The following is a 19,537-nucleotide window of genomic DNA, read 5'->3' on the forward strand; positions in this document are numbered from 1 at the left end:
GTGTAATCAAAGCTGATACTGACGGGAAATATCACTAGCAGCACGATGAATTAATGAGTGGCGATAGACTAAGGCATCAAGGTCATCGGCATAGCCACCACCAATTACACAAGCAACTGGGTAACGTTGGGATATACAAGTAGTTAAAACTTGCATTTCACGGCGATATATTCCGGTATCTGTTAATGATAATTTACCTAAGCGATCGCCCAAATGCGGATCAACCCCAGCGTCATACAAAACTAAATCTGGCTTAACTTCAGTTAGTAAATCTGGCAAATATTTGTCAAGGGTTTGTAAATATTCGTCGTCCTCCATTCCCTGTGCTAGAGGAACATCTAAGTCGCTGGTTTGCTTTGTACCAGGAAAATTAACTTCGCAGTGCATGGAGAAAGTAAAAACACTTTTGTCATCTTGGAAAATAAAAGCAGTACCGTCGCCTTGATGTACATCTAAGTCAACAATTAGAATTTTTTTGACCAGTCCGAGTTGTTGTAAAACCCGCGCTGTAACAGCTAAGTCATTAAAAATACAAAAGCCAGAACCATAATTAGGAAAAGCGTGATGAGTTCCACCCGCAGTATTACAAGCTAATCCATAAGTAAGTGCTAGTCTTGCGGTGAGAATAGTACCGCCTACTGCTACACAGGTACGATTTGCTAGTGCTGGACTCCAAGGTAAACCGATGCGTCGTTGAGCTTTTGCGTCGAGAGTTCCTTGACAATATGCTTGGACGTATTCAGGAGTATGTACTAATTCAATCCAATCTTCAGGGGGACGAACTGGGGAATAAAATTGAGTTTTTTCGGCTACACCATCTTTAATAAGTAATTCGTAGAGTTTCTTAAATTTGGGCATGGGGAAGCGATGCCCTTCTGGAAGTGGGACAACGTAGTTTGGGTGATAAACAATTGGTAAATACATTAATATTCAACTTGCAAGCAGTAGTTGCAAGATTTGTATGTTATAAGCAGTTAGCCGTCAGCTTTTTTTAAAGCATTTGTTACAAAAGGTTTCAAAATCAAGAATAGTTACTCAAATTTTATGTTTAATTACATTTAAGTAATTAGATACAATACATTTAATTACTTTTGCTGATTGAATATTATCAATATTTTTATGGAATAAGCTAACGTGCATTTAAATTGTACATTTTTAATTGAGAGAAAAATTATCAAACCCTATTCCCCTCCCTCCTCTCTTTCTAAAAGATAAAATTTAGAAACACAACAGCTTATTAGCTTTCGCTTCATTGATCAAGTCCATCATATTCCCAGACTTCAGCCTTTGGCTCTTGTATCAATTTCTGTATACCAATTTCATAGGAAGCTGTGCTAATTTCTCCACAACGAAGCTCGCCCAGCATTACCATTCGTCGCAATAATTCTTGATCTGGTTCAGGTGATTGTAACAATTTTCTACCAAATTCCTGCAACCACGTCACTAAATCAGCTTCATTAATGTTTTTGGTAAGTAAAAAGCCTTTAACGTTTCCGCGACTCCAACCTTGATGCACCCCCTCAAGTACCTGCATGAAGATGTTTTCGGAATCTATATTGGTGAGTTGTTTAGTGTCTACACCCCTGTGTCCATCTTTGTTCAGGGGGAATGATAAATTCCTTCCCTCACTTTGTGAAGGAGGCGGAGTTTTCCTACCCAATAATCGTCTAAATAATTGCTTCAACCACTGCCATAATTGCCCCAGCATTGCTTACACCTGTTAGTGGGTAGTCATTGAAAATTATAGCGACTTGATTAAGAGCAGGCAGGTTGATTCATAATCTTAAATAAAAGCCTGCATCATCAATCTTGCCCAAATTATGAGATTAAATAGATAATAATCTCTAAAAACGCAACTTGATTAGTTATGATCGTTACCTGGCAGCACGGAAGCACTAACCCCGAAAATACGAATAACTTCTTAACTATTAGCCAATGGTGGGCAAACCTTAACGGAAAAGAAATTACTTGGAGACAGAGGCTAATTCCTCCAAGCGGTAATGTTACTCAACTTGACTGGGAAGCCCAGCGTTTTGACGAAATTTTTCTTGTTTCTAACCCACAAGTTCGTGGTATTACTCTCTATTGGCATAAACCTGATGTCGCACAAGAACGCAGCACTACTCCTCACAAAATTGAACTGGATACGCTTAAACAACACATTTATATATATCCTCACTCGCAAAAAGAAGTAGTAATTCGAGTGGGACTGCCAGAAATTATCTATCAAACCTTAGATTTGAAAAATCCGCAATTTCAACTATCATCTGTTGGAGAAAACCGTATTCTTATTTTACGCGATACCCAACACCAAGTAGAAGTAAAAGTTACTTTGACTCTAGAAGAAATTAATCAACTCAAAACACAACTTTAGGAGGTATTATTTGTAATATATATTGAGCTAAGTACTTAACTGCCTAATTGAGTGACGAGATGAATTAATTCTGGCAGAATTAATTGTTGAACTGCCAGTTTTACAGCGTTAGTAGAGCCTGGAATTGAGAAAACTAGCTTTTGCTGATATATACCTGCAACTGCACGTGATGCGATCGCTCTCGATCCAATTTCTTGATAACTTAAAGTGCGAAATAACTCACCAAATCCAGGCAAAGTTTTTTCTAACAACTTCTCTAACGCATCGTAGGTAGTATCTCTGGGCGCAATTCCAGTACCACCATTAAAAATCACAGCTTTGACAGAAAATTGATTGAAATCTGTTAGTTGTGTCTGAATTTGAATTGGTTCGTCTTTGATAATCCGATAAATTACTACAGTATGACCTGCATCGCGGACTAACTGTTGAATTAACTGACCACTACGATCTGTTTCTTCTGTGCGTGTATCACTAACAGTGATCACAGCACAGTTTACATTCATTGCAACTTGATCTGGATGAGGTTTTTGCACCATATTTTTAATTTTAATATAGGAATTAGCTGGAATGCTTGCTTTAGAATTACCAGCTAATTCAACTACTAAGACTTACTAAAACCCAAATCATTTTTTTCAGCATAGCGCTCCATAAAGCGCATAAAGCGTTCCCATTCAGCTTGAGATTTCATCAAGTAAACTGCTTCTAATGCTTCGGGTTTACCATTGACAAATTTAGCCTTAACTTCTCGCGTTACCAGTTCGCCTTCTTCATCAATCATGTACATCCCAGTTACTTCATCAGTCCTATCGTTGTCGAGTGCTTTGGGATTTTCAAAATAAAATGTTGCCGTGCCGTGACTGCCATCGCGGGAACGGGTTAAGCGCACATCAGGTACTACGTCTTCAGTGACACCTATAGAAAACTGGATTTCAGCCATAATGTGACTAAGGTTTGTTTATATGGGAAATTTTTACTATTTTCTCATCATATGGAACCAAAAGGCTTTAGGAAAGAGGGTGTTTAGTGATGGGTTATTTTTATATAAACGCAGATATAGGGAGATGTAGACTAAGATTTTTAATCAGCTTCCCGTTCTAATACTAAGGTCACTGGACCATCATTCTCAATTGATACTTCCATCATTGCGCCAAATTCCCCTGTTTCCACCCGCAAGCCACTTTTACGCAAGTTTTTAACAAAATTTTCATATAGCGATCGCGCTTTTTCTGGGGCTGCTGAACGGTCAAAGGAGGGGCGACGACCTTTGCGACAGTCGCCGTAGAGGGTAAACTGGCTAACTACCAGTAATTCCCCACCAATTTCTTGAACTGATTTGTCCCAACGCTGATTGCTGTTTGGATTACCTGGAAATAAACGTAATTCCAAGCATTTACGCGCCATCCACTCAAGTTCTGCCTCTGTATCAGTATCGGCAATACCTACAAGTAAATTTAGTCCTTGTCCGATTTTACCGACGACATTACCTGTAATTGTTACTTGGGATGATTTAACTCGCTGGATGACGACTCGCATCGGTTCCCACCCTATTATTAGATCTTATGACTTACGCATTCTAACGACGCATTTATGCTTTGGGAGTTGGGTTGTAGGTTTAATAATATTGAGATACTTATCAGCTAGTTAACTAATAGTTATCTAGCTTTGATGATTATTTTGTTGAACATCAGTAACATCTGGCGGCTGCACTACATCTTCAGATGGAGTTGCTGTTGCTGAGAGGGAAATAGATATATCAGTCTTTGGAGTTTGAGGCGGTTTTGCAATCTGGTTAATCAATTCTATCCGGCTGGGTACAGGTTGACGAGCAGGTTGCAGACTTTGAAGAACCAATTCCAGACCTTCAGAAGGTTTTAATTTAGTTTCTCGGATTTTATGCCAGACTGAACGAGACATCAGCAGGCTATGTTCAATTCGCTCTGCGCCTATCTGTTCTAAGTATTCTTCCCGTTCTGGTTGATAATCTGCCGAAGCTAGATGCAAAGATTGGGATGGATAATCTTGTGTAATCTTTGCCATTTGGGACAACAACTCTGGGTACAGCCAGGTATATGCCGGATGCACTGTTAATTGAGCCTGGTGCGCTTGAGAGCCATCCCGACTTAGTTTTAGATTGAAATAACCAATTGCTGCCTTACGTTGTGATTCAAAAACATAGCTACTAACGCTTTTATTGTGCTTCAACCACTGTTTAACTCCAGTAAACAAAGAACTAACAACGCTAGTTTTAAAGTCTTGGATCTGGCGGTCGAACACTTGACGTAACAAAGGCGGCATTGCTACGGTGTCAAGTTGATAAAGTAGTTGAGCATCAGCGTTACTTACTGGCAATAGGTTGGGCAAATCTGGTTCGTGCTGGGATAATTCTTGTAATGACTCTGGTGCGATCGCCCAATATGTTAGTTGCGCCAGTGGTTGAAATCCATTCTGCCGATAGAGTGCCAAAGTTGAGTGGTTATGAACATTCACTTCCAACAACCAAGTACTCGCCTCTAAAATCTTCTCAAAGCAGTGACGCAACAACTGAGAGCCAATATCTCCATTCCCCTTAGTACTTCCTGGTTCTTGATCTTTTGCTACCAATACCCGTTCAACCCGCCAAGTGCTGCGTGTGCGGTTAAAAGGAGAAACCTGAATCATCCCCCGCATCTGCTGATTTTGTTCAGCAACATAAGCACAAAACTCATATTGGCAAGGATTGGGAAACAAGCTGAAAAACTTTAATGGACCATACCACCGACGCACTCGTTGTAGCTGCTGACCCAAATCACCAGAGGAACTATCCGCTACCTCCGTCTCAGGATATAGCTGTTCAATAGCTTCCAAATCGCGATATTGAATCGAGCGGATTACACTGTTGGTATTCTGGCTAGTGCGGGAAGTCATTTTTGGTACAGGCATATTCTTACCAGTAACGCAGGTAAGCTCTTGGTTGGCATTTCTATCCAGGTTACTACCTTTCAAGGGTTGTAGCACTGAATTATAGCTGCCAATATCTTAACTGCTTTCTTTATATATTGGTTGCACTAAGCTATCCACGAACCGCAAAATCCTCATATAGCAGTTAGCGGTTAGCTTTTCAATTTTATTGTACTGTCTAGGTTTCGCCTTTATAACTTTTCAATAACCCTTACTTTACGTCCTACAAATAATGATTAACTACTAAGTAATTTTAGCAAAAAAAAAGAGTAGGAGAACAGGAATTTACATTTTTTTTACTAAACTTTAAAATCAGATAGGTTGAACAAATGCCATCCAACAAATTCGTTTTTGTACTCTTTCTAGAGGAGCAATATTTGTTTCAACAAACTTATGAGTCTAATAAGTCGGTATAGGCATATCTAAAATATTGTTTTAATTTTCAACAACCTACTGAATTTTTGCCTGAATCTATAAATTTTATTAATGTTAGTAATTCAAGGTATGATTTCAGCTACTTTAGATTTCGCGCAAAATCTTTTTTAATCACAAGTTTGATTTTGAATCCTAAACTACTTCATTCTAACTTAACGCTAATAATAAATACGCGATTCAATTGGGGATTGAGCAAATAAGCTGGTGCTAGTTTCGGGATATTTTGAGTATGTGGTGATCACACCCTAGATAGCAAAGAGCGATTATTGACTTTAGCAAAATTTAGGAGGTAAGAGTGACTAAATACCTTATTTTTAGAGTATTCTAGATAAATTTGCTGATTTTTCCAAGAACTGAATTATTGAAGCTATTGATGAGGAATATGCCACGTCAAACTTAACCAAGCTTAAGCCTTTCGGCTCAATCTCTGTCAAATTATGATTACCTAGATAAATTTTACCTGTTAGATGACTGTTTGGGGTTTTTAGCGAAAAAATTTTCAGAAAATTGCTGTAGTCGAACTTGATTTATTATAAACATTTGTAAACTATTAAGAAATGTGCCATGCTGTCGTTTTCTTGGGAGTCACCAAAAACTAGCAGGGTGACACGGTTTTTCATAGCGACTCCTGCCTGTTTCCCTTGTATATGGAGGTTTTAATGAAGCAACTTATCAATATTGAGCGCTTCTGTCTGATTGGTCATATAGTGTCGATGGCATTTGGACTGGCGGGGCTGTTACTGGTATTGCCCAATCCAGAATTAATTTTGAACTTACCAAGCTTTGGTCAGACTGTATTCCAGTGGAGTATGGCTGGAGGAGGTGTTGTTTATATTATTTTAGGAGCTACGGCAACGGCGATTTACGCTTACCGGACTCTAGGGTTATGGAACTGGTTGGCTTTTATGATACCAGCAGTATTTCTCTCTTTAGGAAGTGAATTGCTGGGAACCAGTAGGGGCTTTCCTTTTGGTCATTACGGTTATCTAAGTGGCTTAGGGTACAAGATTGGGGGTTTAGTACCATTTACAATTCCCTTATCTTGGTTTTATTTAGGGCTTGTGTCTTATCTAATTGCTAAAGCTGGTTTAGAGACAGGTAAACCTAACTTGATTCGTAGTATTAGTGCGATCGCTTTAGGTGCGCTGCTACTAACCTCATGGGATTTTGTGCTTGATCCCGCGATGAGTCAAACGGCATTTCCTTTTTGGGAATGGCAACAACCAGGTGCTTTCTTTGGTATGCCTTACCAAAACTTTGCTGGTTGGATGGGAACTGGAGCATTGTTTATGAGTGTTGCAGCCATTTTTTGGCGTAAGCAGCAAATTGTGGTGAAGCGAGATCAGTTAGGTTTACCTTTAGCTGTTTATCTGAGTAACTTTGCTTTTGCCACAATTATGAGCATTGCGGCTGGGATCTGGGTTCCAATTGGTTTAGGCTTACTCTTGGGCGTTTTACCTGCTTTAGCGCTGTGGTGGATGGCAAAACCTGCATCACCAGCGATGGTAGGTACAACAGCCAGCATCACAACTGACATTCCGGTGGCACCTGTAAAAGTGGCAGTTAAGTAATAGTAAGGGGTGAGGAGTAATTAAAAAATTACTCCCAATAACAACAACTGCGTATGAGCTTTGATGTCTTGACTCTTAAGGGTGCTATTGCACTAGGGCTGCTAATTATCCAAACACCAGCAGCCTTAATTCTACTTTCACGTTTGTCTAAAGGCCCAAGTCGGCATCCACCTATAGAACCACAGCAGCCAACACCAGAAATGTTGGGTGCTGTGAGTGTGGTTGTTCCCACTCTCAACGAAGCTGAACGTATTAATCCATGTTTAGCTGGGTTAAGTGAGCAAGGCGGGGATGTTCGAGAAATTATTATTGTAGATAGTAATTCTCAGGACGGAACACGAGATGTAGTTAAAGCTGCACAGGAAAACGATCCCCGCATCCGACTAATGACAGATGACCCGCTACCTGTTGGTTGGGTAGGTCGTCCTTGGGCATTGCATAACGGCTTTTTGGCTAGTTCTGAGCAAAGTAAGTGGGTTTTGGGAATTGATGCTGATACACAACCTCGCGCTGGTTTAGTTGCTGGTTTGCTGAACGTAGCTGAGGCTGAGGGTTATGATTTGGTTTCTTTGTCACCAAAATTTATTCTGAAATATCCTGGGGAATGGTGGTTGCAGCCAGCTTTGTTGCTAACGCTAGTTTATAGGTTTGGCGCGACTGGTGATACTACTCAAACCTCAGAACGAGTAATGGCAAATGGGCAGTGTTTCTTATGTCGCCGAAGTGTGTTGCAGCAGTTGGGGGGCTACAGCAGTGCTAGTTCTTCTTTTTGTGATGATGTAACCCTAGCGCGTAATGCTGCTGCTGCTGGGTTTAAGGTGGGCTTTCTGGATGGCGCGAAGGTCATCAAGGTGCGGATGTATGAGGGCGCGGCTGAAACTTGGAAAGAGTGGGGGCGATCGCTTGATCTCAAAGATGCCTCTAATCCTGGTCAATTATGGGGGGATTTGTGGTTGCTGCTGAGTGTTCAGGGTTTACCCATACCCGCATCTGTGCTGTTGTGTAGTTGGTTGTTGATGGGGAGTTGGATAGCACCAGTTGTGATAGCTGCGGGCTTGAATTTGTTTTTGTTAACAATTCGGGTAGCTTTGCTATTGGCGATCGCTCAATCTTATGACTTTTCAAAACCAGTTAGTCAAGAGCCAAAGGTAAAAAGTCAAGAATTTCCCTTTTACCTTTGTCTGCTTGCTTTTTGTCTTTCTCCTCTGGCAGATCCCTTGGCATTTTTGAGAATTTGTCTCTCAACTTTTAGTACCCCTACTCAGTGGCGAGGTCGGAGTTATGCTCAGATTCAGAGTTAGTTTGATCCCAGCGTTCTAACTGCCAGAGAATTTGATTACCCTCGCGGCGTACCCGTGAAACTATCCAGTTGCGCCAGCGCCATTCGTCTCCGCGACTGGTGACGGCACTGGCGTTAACGTCCATCAGATCAGCTAATTCTGAACTTGTGATCAAATACCCTTGATCTGCAACTTCGTCAGCAATTCGCAGGGTTTCAATCAGGCTATGGAGGTGAGCTACCCGTGCCTCCGAGGGCAGGTTGTCGAGGGTATCACTAGATAATGAGGTCGTAGAATCCACCATGACAAAATCCAAGGTAGGGGGGTCTGAGGATAAGCAAGTAGATTGTATCGTTTTGTTACTACTGCCATCGGTTTCCTGTGAACCAAATGAGTGATTGTCTGTTAACTGTTTAAGTAATGGGGGTTTACCTATGGCAAAACCACGAGCGATCGCATCACAGCGTTCATTACCAACGTTACCAGCGTGACCCCTGACATACTGCCAATTTAAAGACGTTCCTTGCTGCTGTATATCAGAGTTAAGTTGATCCAAGATTTCCCAAATATCTTGATTGAGAACTGCTTTACCTTGAGATGTTTTCCAGCCTTTTTTCTTCCAACCTTTAACCCATTGAGTAATTCCTTTAAGAACGTATTCGCTATCTGTATAAAGGGTTATCGGTTCTGTTTGTTGGGATTTTGCGATGAATTTTAAAGCTGCGATCGCCGCTAGCATTTCCATCCGATTATTTGTGGTAGCTCGTTCACCATCGCCCATTTCAGCTACAGCGTTATCGCTGTAATAAACAACAACTCCCCAGCCTCCAGGTCCAGGGTTGCCAGAGCAAGCTCCATCCGTGTAAATACTTTTAATTGTGCGATCGGAAAACATAATAACAACAAAGCAGGGGGGCAGGGGGGCAGAGGAGGAAAAAAAGTTCTTGTGTGAACATTTGCACACTAAGTTCGCACATACCCAGATTTTTATCAGTTATCAGCGAGCAGTAACCAAGGCGATAATTGATCACTGATCACTGATAATTGATAATTGATTTAAAAACCTAGCTGACTCATTAACCGATTAATGTCAAAGTGAGTTGCCATTAACTGACGAATAAACTGTACCTTAATTGGTTCATGCAGACGTACTTGACCAAAGGCACGGTCAACTATTTCGACTGTAGTTAGTGTATCTAGATCAACTGAAAGAATTGGTATTTCCAAATCTTCAGCACGACTAATAATAAACGATTGCGGTGGTATATGACCTGTCAGTATCAGACATTGAGTTGATGTCTCTAAAGCTGCGAGTTGGATATCTGTGCGATCGCCTCCCGTAATTACCGCCATATTGTTACCCTTGCGGAAATATTCCAGGGCTGAATTAACATTCATTGCTCCAATTGTCAAGCTTTCTACCATCAAATCCAGACGATCAGGACGGCAGAGAACTTGTGCTTGTAACTGATGTACCAGTTTGCTAACGCTGACACTCCGCAATAAAGAGCTACGGGGCAACATTCCTAAAACAGCAATACCATTGCGTTCTAAAAAAGGTCGCACCAATGTATCAACATTATCTATTTGATCTGCCGGAATATCATTAATTAAGACACCCATGAAATATTTACCAAGTCGCTCTTTTGCTGATAATAAAGCATCTACTAATGTTACTGGATGAAAACGCGCTACCAGTAGTATAGATGCGTCAACAACTTGAGCCACTTGTAGTAAAGATAAATCAAACAAACTGCCTTCCGAAAGAGTTCCTGCGCCCTCTAATAAAACTAAATTGCCATTAGGTTGTTGCAAGTAATCTTTGAGAGATTGGCGGTAGTCAATTTGATCTTCTTGGCGTAGGCGTTTTTGAATTGTTTCCTCATTTAAGGGTAAAAGAGGCGATCGCACATGAGTTTCTGGCAAATTGAGTACTTGTGAAATAAACTTCACATCTTCTTCTATACCATCGCTGTGATTTTCGCCAAAATCAGTTGCTAAGGGTTTTCCGTAGGCGATCGTCACTTTTTTTTCTTGTAGCTGATGGGCAATGCCTAAAATAGTCGCTGATTTACCACTGTAAGCTTCTATTGAACCAACCAGCAAATACTTAACATCTGCCATACCGTCACTCCTCATATCAATTAACAATGAACAATTATCAATTACCCTCCATAAAATTGAGGTTGGGGGTTTGATTTAGTAGTCAAATAAGTAACAATCAGTAATTTTTTATTCGTCTACACGAAGTAATTTTCGGTAAAATTCCTGTGGAAAATCAATATATTTATTTGTCCTAAAAGTGGTAATTACATCAATCAAATAATTAATATATTTGGAATTTTCCAAAGTTATCTCATAACTGAGATCGGCATTGCCATCAAACTGCAACCGACAACGAGTGAGTTCTGCTGGTAGCTTACTAACATACCAAGTGGCAATAAAGGGAATGCTATCTCCACCTTCGATCTTTCGGACACCTTCTAGAGCACCTTTTTGGTAAAGGCTAATCGCTTGTGGTAAAAAATTGCGTTTAGCTCCTTGGCAGTAAGGCCCATATATTCCGACTAATGCCTGCTCTGCTGGCTGGAGTTGGTCAAGAGACATGATCGAACTTCCTCAATTTCTGTAAATAAACTTCAACTGTCAGCAATATCATTCTGACGCATCTGATGGCAGGACTTACGCATTTTAACCATCTGATTAACAATGTGGGGGTTCATCCGCGTGGGGGTGTAGGGGATAAAAGCATTGCAATGTAATGTTTGGTGCGGTTATTTAATTTATTTATCGGAAGTTCTGCCGCAGTCTTCTGATTATTTAAGTAGAGAGCAAATATCAGTTAGTATTTGGACACGCTACGATGCTAATCAACTGGGAAATCATCATATATTGGTGAACCAAAAATGTAAGGAAGTGCAACAATAGCGGATGTACGGTATGTTGTTAGCTGATCCCCAGATGACCGAAGGGGTATAAATAAATATTTGGTGGTTGAATCAAGTAACCTATGCCGGATTCCTGGGCAGAAAAAAATTATGACGGCGAGTTTGATCCTATCGACTCTCTGTTGTCTGACGATTTAGAAAGCGACTTTTTCCAGGGTGTGGCAGGACGGCGGCGTAAAGCTGCTGTACTGCTAACAGCGATTTGGAGCATTACTATAGGTCTGCACTTAATTGCTTGGGGTTCCTGGTTGATTTTGGGTCTAACCTGCCTACTGGGAATTCAGGCAGTGCGTGTGTTGTTAGCTCGTCCTCACCCCATCCATACTCCTTATCCTTCAGAAACATCAGCAGAATTGCCTTATGTTTCATTGCTAGTGGCGGCGAAAAATGAAGAAGCTGTGATTAGCAATTTAGTGAGAATGCTTTGTAACCAAGATTACCCAGCAAATCGTTATGAACTTTGGGTAATTGACGATCACAGCACCGACAAAACACCACAGTTATTAGATAAGTTAGCCAAAGAATACGAGCAGTTGCATATCATGCACCGTCCTGCTGGTGCTAGTGGCGGTAAATCCGGCGCTCTTAATCAGGTATTACCCCAAACTTTGGGTGAAATTCTGGCAGTGTTTGATGCTGATGCTCAAGTGTCTCCAGATTTCTTGCGACGGGTACTGCCTTGTTTTGAAAAAAAACAGGTAGGTGCGGTGCAGGTGCGTAAAGCTATAGCCAATTCGTCTGTTAATTTCTGGACTCGTGGACAAATGGCAGAGATGGGTCTTGATACTTATTTTCAGCAACAGCGTATTGCTATTAGCGGAATTGGGGAACTGCGGGGTAACGGTCAGTTTGTCCGACGCGCAGCACTTTCTAGCTGTGGTGGCTGGAATGAGGAGACAATCACAGATGATTTAGATTTAACTATCCGTTTACACCTTGATAAATGGGATATTGAGTTTGTGGAAGTTCCAGCAGTGCAAGAAGAAGGCGTGACAACGGCTTTAGCACTTTGGCATCAGCGCAATCGTTGGGCAGAAGGAGGATACCAACGCTATTTAGATTACTGGCGTTTAATTGCTAGTAATCGCATGGGGTTGTTAAAAACGCTGGATTTATTGTCGTTTATGTTAATCCAGTACATCCTTCCGGCGGCGGCTGTACCAGATTTAGTTATGGCGATCGCACGTCATCATTTACCGCTACTAACTCCATTAAGTGTTATGGGTTTAACCCTCTCGTTTTGGGGAATGTTAATGGGTTTGCGTCGTATCCAAAAACACGAATCTGGTAGATCTAGCTTTTTTGTTCCCGTACTGCAAACCTTACGAGGTAGCCTTTATATGCTGCACTGGTGGCTAATTATAGCTGGTACTACTGCTCGTATTTCTATCAGACCTAAACGGCTGAAATGGGTTAAAACTGTGCATCAAGGTACAGATGAAGTTTGGTTAGATGTTCCTGAGCAATCTTAATTAGGTAGCTGCAAAACATCAAAAGCCTTCATACTCATTTTCCTGCGGCTCTTCTAATTCTTCATCTAGAAAAGCCGCATTAATTATATTATTTTCAGCTTGTAATTGCTGATATCTGGCAGGTTTGTTAACCTCTAAATCTTCCACTATCTCCACAAATTCCCCATCAAAAAATTTAGCTAAACTATAAGCGGCTTTAGTAACCTCATCTGTTTTGGACTCACGAGCAGGCTTTTCTGGCGGCGGAGTAATAGCTGGTTTTGAGTTCGTCTTAGGTGGCTCTACTATTGCCTTAGCCGCTTGTGACGATGGGTTATTGGCTGGAGTAGCATCATTATTTCTTGCTATTGGCTCAGTTGCATTATGTAAATCCCTGGGTGGTTCTTGAACAGTAGTTGTTTTTGAATGTGTATGAGCAGCTAGTTGGAATTGCAGCTTAACCGGATGTTGGCAGACAGTTTGAAAAGCAGCTTCAATGTATTGAGATGAGCTTTGTGCTGTTTTTAACAATTTCTCGGAACTAACACCTATAAGGGCAAAATTGCTCTCAAATACTAACAATCTACAATGATCGCGCACTAGCGGTTTTGTGAGAGGTCGTCGTATATTGGCGATTACCTGTTGCCAAAGTTGTTCGAGAGTCAGCGAGTGTGAATTAACTTCGGTTACTTGTGATGATGAAACATTCGCTGCTTCTGAGGGAATTGGCTCTGGAGTAGGTAATTCTTTTACTGGCTCTGAAGCTATTGGAGTAGGTGAAGGATTGTTTACTGGGGTAATCGGGGGAGATGTTTGCTGTGGTGCTGGTGGTGGAGATTTTGCGGGTGTCTGGCTGCGAATTTCCTCAATTTTGGGTGTGGGGCTAGTTGCTATAGGTTGATGAGGTGTTTGATAGGTAACTGCTGATGGTAATAATCCCAAGAGTGTTACTTCTAACCATAATCGCGGTTGGGTAGTATTTTTGATTTGAACTTCGCTGTCTTTGAGATGCTTTTGGCTTGCTAAAATTTGGTTTGCGTCCCAATTTTTAGCTTCTTGAGATAACTGTTGCCATGTTTGTGCTGTTAATGCCACTAAATCGCCACGACTGGGTGCAGTTTTAGCTATGAGTAAATCTCGATAGAAACCTGCTAAGTTTTGTAATACTACTAAGGGTTCTCTACCTCTTTCCATGAGGCTACGAGCGCGATCAAGTACGGTTTCAGCATTATTGGCTGCGATCGCTTGCACTAATACTATTAAATCTCTTTCTGGAACTGCCCCAGTTAAATCCCATACTTTTTCTACTGTCACTTGACCAGCTAATAAACTCAACTGATCTAATAAACTTTCTGCATCCCGCAAGCCGCCTTGAGCCATTTGGGCAACTAAAGTTACTGCTTCATCTGTAATGTTGATATTTTCTGCTTCCGCAATTTTCCTTAAATGCTGCGCCATTGGATCTAAGGGGATGCGGCGAAAGTCAAATCTTTGACAGCGAGAAATAATAGTTGGTAATACCCTTTGTGGGTCTGTTGTTGCTAGTACAAAGACTACGTGGGCTGGCGGTTCTTCTAATGTCTTCAGCAACGCATTAAAAGCTGCGGTACTGAGCATATGGACTTCATCAATGATGTAAACTTTGTGGCGACACTGTACGGGCGCAAATTGGGCGCGTTCAATTAGTTCTCGGATGTTATCTACGCCTGTGTTACTTGCAGCATCAATTTCAATGATGTCTAGTGCTGAACCAAATGCGATCGCACGACATACCTCACATTTACCACAAGGGCTGGAGGTCGGAACGTCACTAGATAGACAATTGAGAGATTTTGCTAAAATGCGGGCGCTGGAAGTTTTACCAGTGCCTCTAGCGCCTGTAAACAAGTAAGCAGGAGCAATGCGACGTAGACGAATAGCATTGCTCAAGGTGGTGGCGATCGCCTCTTGTCCCACCAACTGCGCGAAAGTTTGAGGTCTGTACTTGTGATGGAGAGGTTCGTAATTCACAGCAGCAGTGAGAAGCAGATACTACCTAATTTTAGGTCATCGGTGATTGGTGATTGGTCATTGAAAAGCTTTCCTTAACTGCGATCATCACCCATCAGTTATACCAACTGAGCCAATCTTGCCTCCCAATTAGTTATGACCAGATTTAATTCATACCCATAATTGATCCTCACGTTACTCCGGTACGATAAGTCATAAATAGCTTAAAGGGCGCAAAATGCTGCAAGGAATTTGGAAGTCTTTAGTAAACGGGTTTCAAGGTTTGTTTGGTGTCGGCAACACCCAAAAATCAACAGCGTTATTACTACCTAGTCAACCTCTTCCACCCTTGGAGGATGCGGATTATGAATATTTGTTGATGCAACTTATTGAAGGGGTGGCTCATGGCTGGCAGCAACAACGGATATTAAAATTTTTTGATGCCCTAGAATATCGCACTACCCAAGAAGAATGGTTGGCTTGGCTACGCCGCTTCGGTGATAGATTACTGACAAGTTCTGTCCCAAACAATGATCTAGCAGCACGGATGGTACAGCTAGGTGAAATTGGCTGTGGGGAAATCGGAGTCATGGCATACGATATTGGAATGCAATTGCTCACTCGACAAAATCCCACAGACCAAACCTGGGATTTAGATTCACCACAGGTTGTCTACGTTGATGCAGAAGAGATGACCCTTGAGCAAAGTTTTGATGATTGGAATGACTCTAACCCGGATTTGATTTATTCAGAAATTGAGGAATCACAACAACCACCTGCAAAGATAGATTCACCACCAGTAATCTATGTTGATGGAGAAAATACCACAGAGGTTAATCCAAACCTCGATCCTTGGAATGACTCTAGCGTAGAATTGGTTTCATCAGAAACTCCACAATCACAACAAACATCTGTGCAGATAGATTCACCACAAGTAATCTACGTTGATGCAGAAAAGATCACAGATGTTAATCCAAATGTCGATCCTTGGAATGACACTAGCCCAGATTTAGTTTCTCCACAAACTGAAGAATCACAACCACCTGCAAAGCTAGATTCACCACAAGTAATCTATGTTGATGCAGAAAAGACCACAGATGTTAATCCAAATATCGATCCTTGGAATGACTATAATCCAGATTTACTTTCTCAACAAACTGAAGAATCACAAGAATTTTCTATAGATGAATTATTGTTTATGTTGGAACAAAACCCTGCTTTAGCAAAAGAAATGTCTGAACAATTGCAAATTAATAACACTAATCCAGAAGCTATTCTGGAAGCATTTATTCAACAGTTGGATAAGGATATACAAGCTCAGGCAGATGAATCACAAAATTGATTAACTACTCTTTCTTAGGAAAATATTCAGCTAAATTTTATCAGCTACTACCGATTTACATTAATAGGTAGTCAATATAGGCTTGATCATTGGTTATCGGTGATCGAGTCGCCTTGCCTTTTGTGGCGATCGCCTGTTGTGTTTCGCGCATTTTACGTTTTAGGGGAGAAGGAGAGAAGGTTATAGGGTTGGATAACGTTTCTTTTTTATTAAAAATGTACAATACAATTTAAATGCGTGTTAGCTTATTTATGTAGTTAAATCAAATTTCTCAGCTTTCGTAAAATTTGGGTATAATAATTTGATGATGTTGGTCTAGTTAAAATGCCTTGTGATGGACTAAACAAAATTGCTAATAAAAATAGCCCAAAACTAAATAATACAATGGCTGGACCAGAAGGAATATTTAAATAATAGCTACTATATACACCACTAATACTTGTAATCATCCCTAGTATTGCACCTAATATCATCATTAAGTGCAGTTCTTTAACTAATAAATAAGCGGTGATTCCTGGTCCCACCAAAAGCGATATTACTAACACAACGCCCACTGATTGCATACTAGCAACAATAGTAAGAGTAATTGCTGCCATTAGCCCTAAATGAAGGTAGTTTACAGGTAATCCCATTGCCTCAGCGCCTAGAGGATCAAAGGTATAAAATAATAATTGTTTGTAAAATATTTTTACAAAGGTTAAAACAATTAGTGCGATCGCCCCAGTTCGTAAAACATCTGTAATTGTTACCCCTAAAATATCGCCAAAAAGCAAATTTTCTAAATCTAGCTTGCTTTTGAGTAAGGTAATTAGGGTAATACCCAAGGAGAAAAAACTAGAAAAAGTTAATGCCATTGCTGCATCAACTTTGACGCGAGATTGAGATTTAATCCAAGCAATAACAAATGTGCTGAAAATGCCAGATATAAATGCTCCAATCAAAATATCAATGCCCAAAAAGAAGGCGATCGCTAAACCAGGTAAAACAGCATGGGCAATTACATCCCCCAAAAGCGCCATCCGTTGAACGATGAGGTAACTGCCAACAATCGGGCAAAGAATACCTACCAAAATGCCCATCATCATGGCATTACGGATAAATTCATAGTTGAGCGGTTCAATTAACCAATCCAGCATATCAATTAACAATTAACAATTAACAATTAGCTACCACCGATTTTTGTTGGGAGTGGTAAGAACAAATACTTCTTAAATTTTCCATAACGACAAAGGGCTGGACAAGCAGCTTATAGTCCATAGTTGTTAATTCATAATTGATTAATGTAAAATTTAATTAAATTAGATTCAACAAAAATATAAAGTTTCAAGAGACTGTTTAACAGGATTACTTATACCTTGCCCATAGGCACGTTGAATATTTTCTATCGTCATTACTTCTTGGGGTAATCCGACAGCAACTAATTGTTGATTTAATAATAATAAACTGTCGTATTTAGCTAAATCTTGTCCCCATTGATGGGAACTAACCAATAAAGTTTTTCTCTCGGCTTTAAGATCAGAAAATACTTCAAAAATCAAAGCTTCTGTTTTTTTATCAATACCAATTAATGGTTCATCAAACAAAAATATCTCTGCTTGTTGGGCGATCGCACGCGCAATAAACACCCGTTGCTGCTGTCCACCAGAAAGTTCGCCAATTTGACGATGACGGAGTTCCCACATCCCAACTCGTTGTAAGGCATTTTCAGCTAGTTGTTGAGATTGACGGCTGATCCGAGAAAACAAGCCTCTATCGAAGGTGCGACCCATCAACACTACATTCCAGACAGTAACAGGATAATCCCAGTCGATCTGACTTCGCTGCGGAATATAAGCTACCTGTTGCCGTTGCTGTTTTAAAGGGCGCTGATTAAATCTCACAAACCCACTGACAGTAGGTATTAATCCTAGCATCGCTTTGACTAGAGTACTTTTTCCTGCACCATTTGGACCAATTAAACCTACAAGTTGACCTGGTGCGATCGAAAAACTCACACCCTGAAGTGCTGAGACTCCTCGGTAATTAACTGCTAGGTTTTGGACTTCCAGCATCACTGATCTTTATTAGAATGAATATCATTATCGCATGGTACTGTTGCTATTGTGCATTAATTGCAGAGCTAACGACATCTGTTCGTAGCTATTTACCTTTGTGCTGGGCGAAATTTTGAATTATGAATCACAATGTCAACAAAAAATTTCCCTTTTATGCGGCGGTGGGAATTTCACTCTTACTGGTTGGGTGTAATCCTGGCACTCAGAGCAATAATCTTAGTAACAGCAATGCCAACTCAACTAATAAATTGCCTACAGTAGTGGCAACTCATAGCGTTTTATGCGATTTAGCTAAATTAATTGCTCAAAATACTATTAATTTAACTTGTTTAATTCAACCAGGCGTTGATGTCCACGTTTATAAACCTACCCCGCAAGACCGCAAAGCAATAGAGAAAGCACAACTAATATTGTATGGTGGCTATAACTTTGAACCGGAATTAATTAAGATTATTAACGCCAGTAATCAAGCTGCAACAAAAGTTGCTGTCCATGAAGTAGCAGTTCCAAAACCATTAATGGAAGAAGACAATCACCACGAAGAGTCGGAAAAATCAGCTAAACACGAAATTGTTCCCAACCCCCATATTTGGCACAATGCCCAGAATGGTATTCGGATGGTGGAAGTAATTCGAGAACAACTAACCAAATTGTCCCCTGTCAATTTTAATGTGTATGCTGCTAATGCCCATCAGCTAAGTGACAAACTTAAACAATTAGATGCTTGGACTAAAGCACAAATTAACACAATTCCCCTTAAACAGCGCAAATTAGTAACAACCCATGAATCTCTAAATTATTATGCAAATGCCTATGGTCTTACTATTGAAGGCGCATTACAGGGACTTAGCACTGAAGAAAAACCGACAGCATTACGGGTTAAAGAACTGGTAACGGAAATAAAAAATACTGGCGTTCCGACGATTTTTACTGAAGCAACAGGTAATGACAAAGTAATTAGAACTGTCGCTAAAGAAGCAAAAGTTAAAGTTGCAGAGCAAGGATTGTTTGTAGATAGTTTGGGAACCCCAGGTAGTCAGGGAGATACATATATTGGGATGTTGACCAGCAATACTTGCACGATCACTACAGGACTAGGCGGTAAATGTTCTGCTTTTTTAGGTAATACTTTAAATAAGTAACTTAATAGGGTCTG

19 protein-coding genes are annotated in these 19,537 nt (G+C 40.6%); 7 read left to right on the forward strand and 12 right to left on the reverse strand.

Annotation, left to right across the window (positions count from 1 at the left end):
- Positions 1-6: 6 nt before the first annotated feature.
- A complete protein-coding gene (locus CRI9333_RS06550) occupies positions 7-924 on the reverse strand; it encodes a histone deacetylase family protein (RefSeq protein ID WP_015202377.1) in 918 nt (305 codons plus the stop codon).
- Between the two features lie 325 nt (positions 925-1,249).
- On the reverse strand, positions 1,250-1,708 hold the full coding sequence (locus CRI9333_RS06555; protein ID WP_015202378.1) for a hypothetical protein: 459 nt from the start codon (positions 1,706-1,708) through the stop codon (positions 1,250-1,252).
- Between the two features lie 159 nt (positions 1,709-1,867).
- Between CRI9333_RS06555 and CRI9333_RS06560 the strand changes: the two genes are divergently transcribed.
- The gene (locus CRI9333_RS06560) at positions 1,868-2,374 is read left to right on the forward strand and encodes a hypothetical protein (protein WP_015202379.1); all 507 of its coding nucleotides are present in this window, start codon (positions 1,868-1,870) and stop codon (positions 2,372-2,374) included.
- 35 nt (positions 2,375-2,409) lie between these two features.
- Here the strand turns inward: CRI9333_RS06560 and CRI9333_RS06565 are convergent, their stop codons facing one another.
- The 4 genes from CRI9333_RS06565 to CRI9333_RS06580 form a co-directional block, all read right to left on the reverse strand.
- Complete coding sequence (locus CRI9333_RS06565; RefSeq protein WP_015202380.1) at positions 2,410-2,910, reverse strand: MogA/MoaB family molybdenum cofactor biosynthesis protein; 501 nt, start codon at positions 2,908-2,910, stop codon at positions 2,410-2,412.
- 65 nt (positions 2,911-2,975) lie between these two features.
- Positions 2,976-3,311: a photosystem II reaction center protein Psb28 gene (gene psb28 / locus CRI9333_RS06570; RefSeq protein WP_015202381.1), complete on the reverse strand. Its 336-nt coding sequence runs from the start codon at positions 3,309-3,311 to the stop codon at positions 2,976-2,978.
- Positions 3,312-3,451: 140 nt separating this feature from the next.
- Positions 3,452-3,907, reverse strand: a complete 456-nt coding sequence (dtd, locus tag CRI9333_RS06575) for a D-aminoacyl-tRNA deacylase (protein WP_015202382.1) — start codon at positions 3,905-3,907, stop codon at positions 3,452-3,454.
- A 123-nt stretch (positions 3,908-4,030) separates the two neighbouring features.
- Positions 4,031-5,278 carry a GNAT family N-acetyltransferase gene (locus CRI9333_RS06580; RefSeq protein WP_041226443.1) on the reverse strand — a complete coding sequence of 416 codons (1,248 nt, stop codon included), beginning with the start codon at positions 5,276-5,278 and terminating at the stop codon, positions 4,031-4,033.
- A gap of 1,127 nt (positions 5,279-6,405) precedes the next feature.
- Here CRI9333_RS06580 and cruF point away from each other — a divergent pair.
- Positions 6,406-7,317 (forward strand): gamma-carotene 1'-hydroxylase CruF, encoded by a 912-nt coding sequence (gene cruF / locus CRI9333_RS06585; protein ID WP_015202384.1) that lies wholly within the window; start codon positions 6,406-6,408, stop codon positions 7,315-7,317.
- A gap of 53 nt (positions 7,318-7,370) precedes the next feature.
- Positions 7,371-8,618 carry a 2'-O-glycosyltransferase CruG gene (gene cruG / locus CRI9333_RS06590; RefSeq protein ID WP_015202385.1) on the forward strand — a complete coding sequence of 416 codons (1,248 nt, stop codon included), beginning with the start codon at positions 7,371-7,373 and terminating at the stop codon, positions 8,616-8,618.
- Here cruG and rnhA read toward each other — a convergent pair.
- From rnhA to ebsA, 3 genes are all read right to left on the reverse strand, one after another.
- Entirely contained in the window at positions 8,575-9,492 is a 918-nt protein-coding gene (rnhA, locus tag CRI9333_RS06595) for a ribonuclease HI (protein ID WP_015202386.1), read from the reverse strand. The genes cruG and rnhA overlap by 44 nt on opposite strands.
- Positions 9,493-9,653: 161 nt before the next feature.
- The gene (locus CRI9333_RS06600) at positions 9,654-10,721 is read right to left on the reverse strand and encodes a phosphotransacetylase family protein (protein ID WP_015202387.1); all 1,068 of its coding nucleotides are present in this window, start codon (positions 10,719-10,721) and stop codon (positions 9,654-9,656) included.
- Positions 10,722-10,829: 108 nt separating this feature from the next.
- Positions 10,830-11,204, reverse strand: coding sequence for a type IV pilus biogenesis protein EbsA (gene ebsA, locus CRI9333_RS06605; RefSeq protein ID WP_015202388.1), 375 nt, complete (start codon positions 11,202-11,204; stop codon positions 10,830-10,832).
- 144 nt (positions 11,205-11,348) lie between these two features.
- Here ebsA and CRI9333_RS26630 point away from each other — a divergent pair, with 144 nt between their 5' ends.
- Complete coding sequence (locus CRI9333_RS26630; protein ID WP_157462282.1) at positions 11,349-11,525, forward strand: hypothetical protein; 177 nt, start codon at positions 11,349-11,351, stop codon at positions 11,523-11,525.
- An 82-nt stretch (positions 11,526-11,607) separates the two neighbouring features.
- Entirely contained in the window at positions 11,608-13,017 is a 1,410-nt protein-coding gene (locus CRI9333_RS06610; protein WP_015202389.1) for a glycosyltransferase, read from the forward strand.
- 18 nt (positions 13,018-13,035) lie between these two features.
- On the opposite strand, the gene CRI9333_RS06615 is transcribed toward CRI9333_RS06610, so the two are convergent.
- Positions 13,036-15,006 carry a DNA polymerase III subunit gamma/tau gene (locus tag CRI9333_RS06615; protein WP_015202390.1) on the reverse strand — a complete coding sequence of 657 codons (1,971 nt, stop codon included), beginning with the start codon at positions 15,004-15,006 and terminating at the stop codon, positions 13,036-13,038.
- A gap of 217 nt (positions 15,007-15,223) precedes the next feature.
- Here CRI9333_RS06615 and CRI9333_RS24790 point away from each other — a divergent pair, with 217 nt between their 5' ends.
- Positions 15,224-16,327: a hypothetical protein gene (locus CRI9333_RS24790; RefSeq protein ID WP_015202391.1), complete on the forward strand. Its 1,104-nt coding sequence runs from the start codon at positions 15,224-15,226 to the stop codon at positions 16,325-16,327.
- A gap of 257 nt (positions 16,328-16,584) precedes the next feature.
- Here CRI9333_RS24790 and CRI9333_RS06625 read toward each other — a convergent pair whose 3' ends face one another.
- Both CRI9333_RS06625 and CRI9333_RS06630 read right to left on the reverse strand, forming a co-directional pair.
- Entirely contained in the window at positions 16,585-17,463 is an 879-nt protein-coding gene (locus CRI9333_RS06625; RefSeq protein WP_015202392.1) for a metal ABC transporter permease, read from the reverse strand.
- 168 nt (positions 17,464-17,631) lie between these two features.
- Complete coding sequence (locus tag CRI9333_RS06630) at positions 17,632-18,378, reverse strand: metal ABC transporter ATP-binding protein (protein WP_015202393.1); 747 nt, start codon at positions 18,376-18,378, stop codon at positions 17,632-17,634.
- Positions 18,379-18,500: 122 nt separating this feature from the next.
- Between CRI9333_RS06630 and CRI9333_RS06635 the strand changes: the two genes are divergently transcribed.
- Positions 18,501-19,523, forward strand: coding sequence for a metal ABC transporter solute-binding protein, Zn/Mn family (locus tag CRI9333_RS06635; protein ID WP_015202394.1), 1,023 nt, complete (start codon positions 18,501-18,503; stop codon positions 19,521-19,523).
- Positions 19,524-19,537: the final 14 nt, after the last annotated feature.

Origin of the sequence: Crinalium epipsammum PCC 9333, assembly GCF_000317495.1 — a bacterium.
Classification (GTDB): domain Bacteria; phylum Cyanobacteriota; class Cyanobacteriia; order Cyanobacteriales; family PCC-9333; genus Crinalium; species Crinalium epipsammum.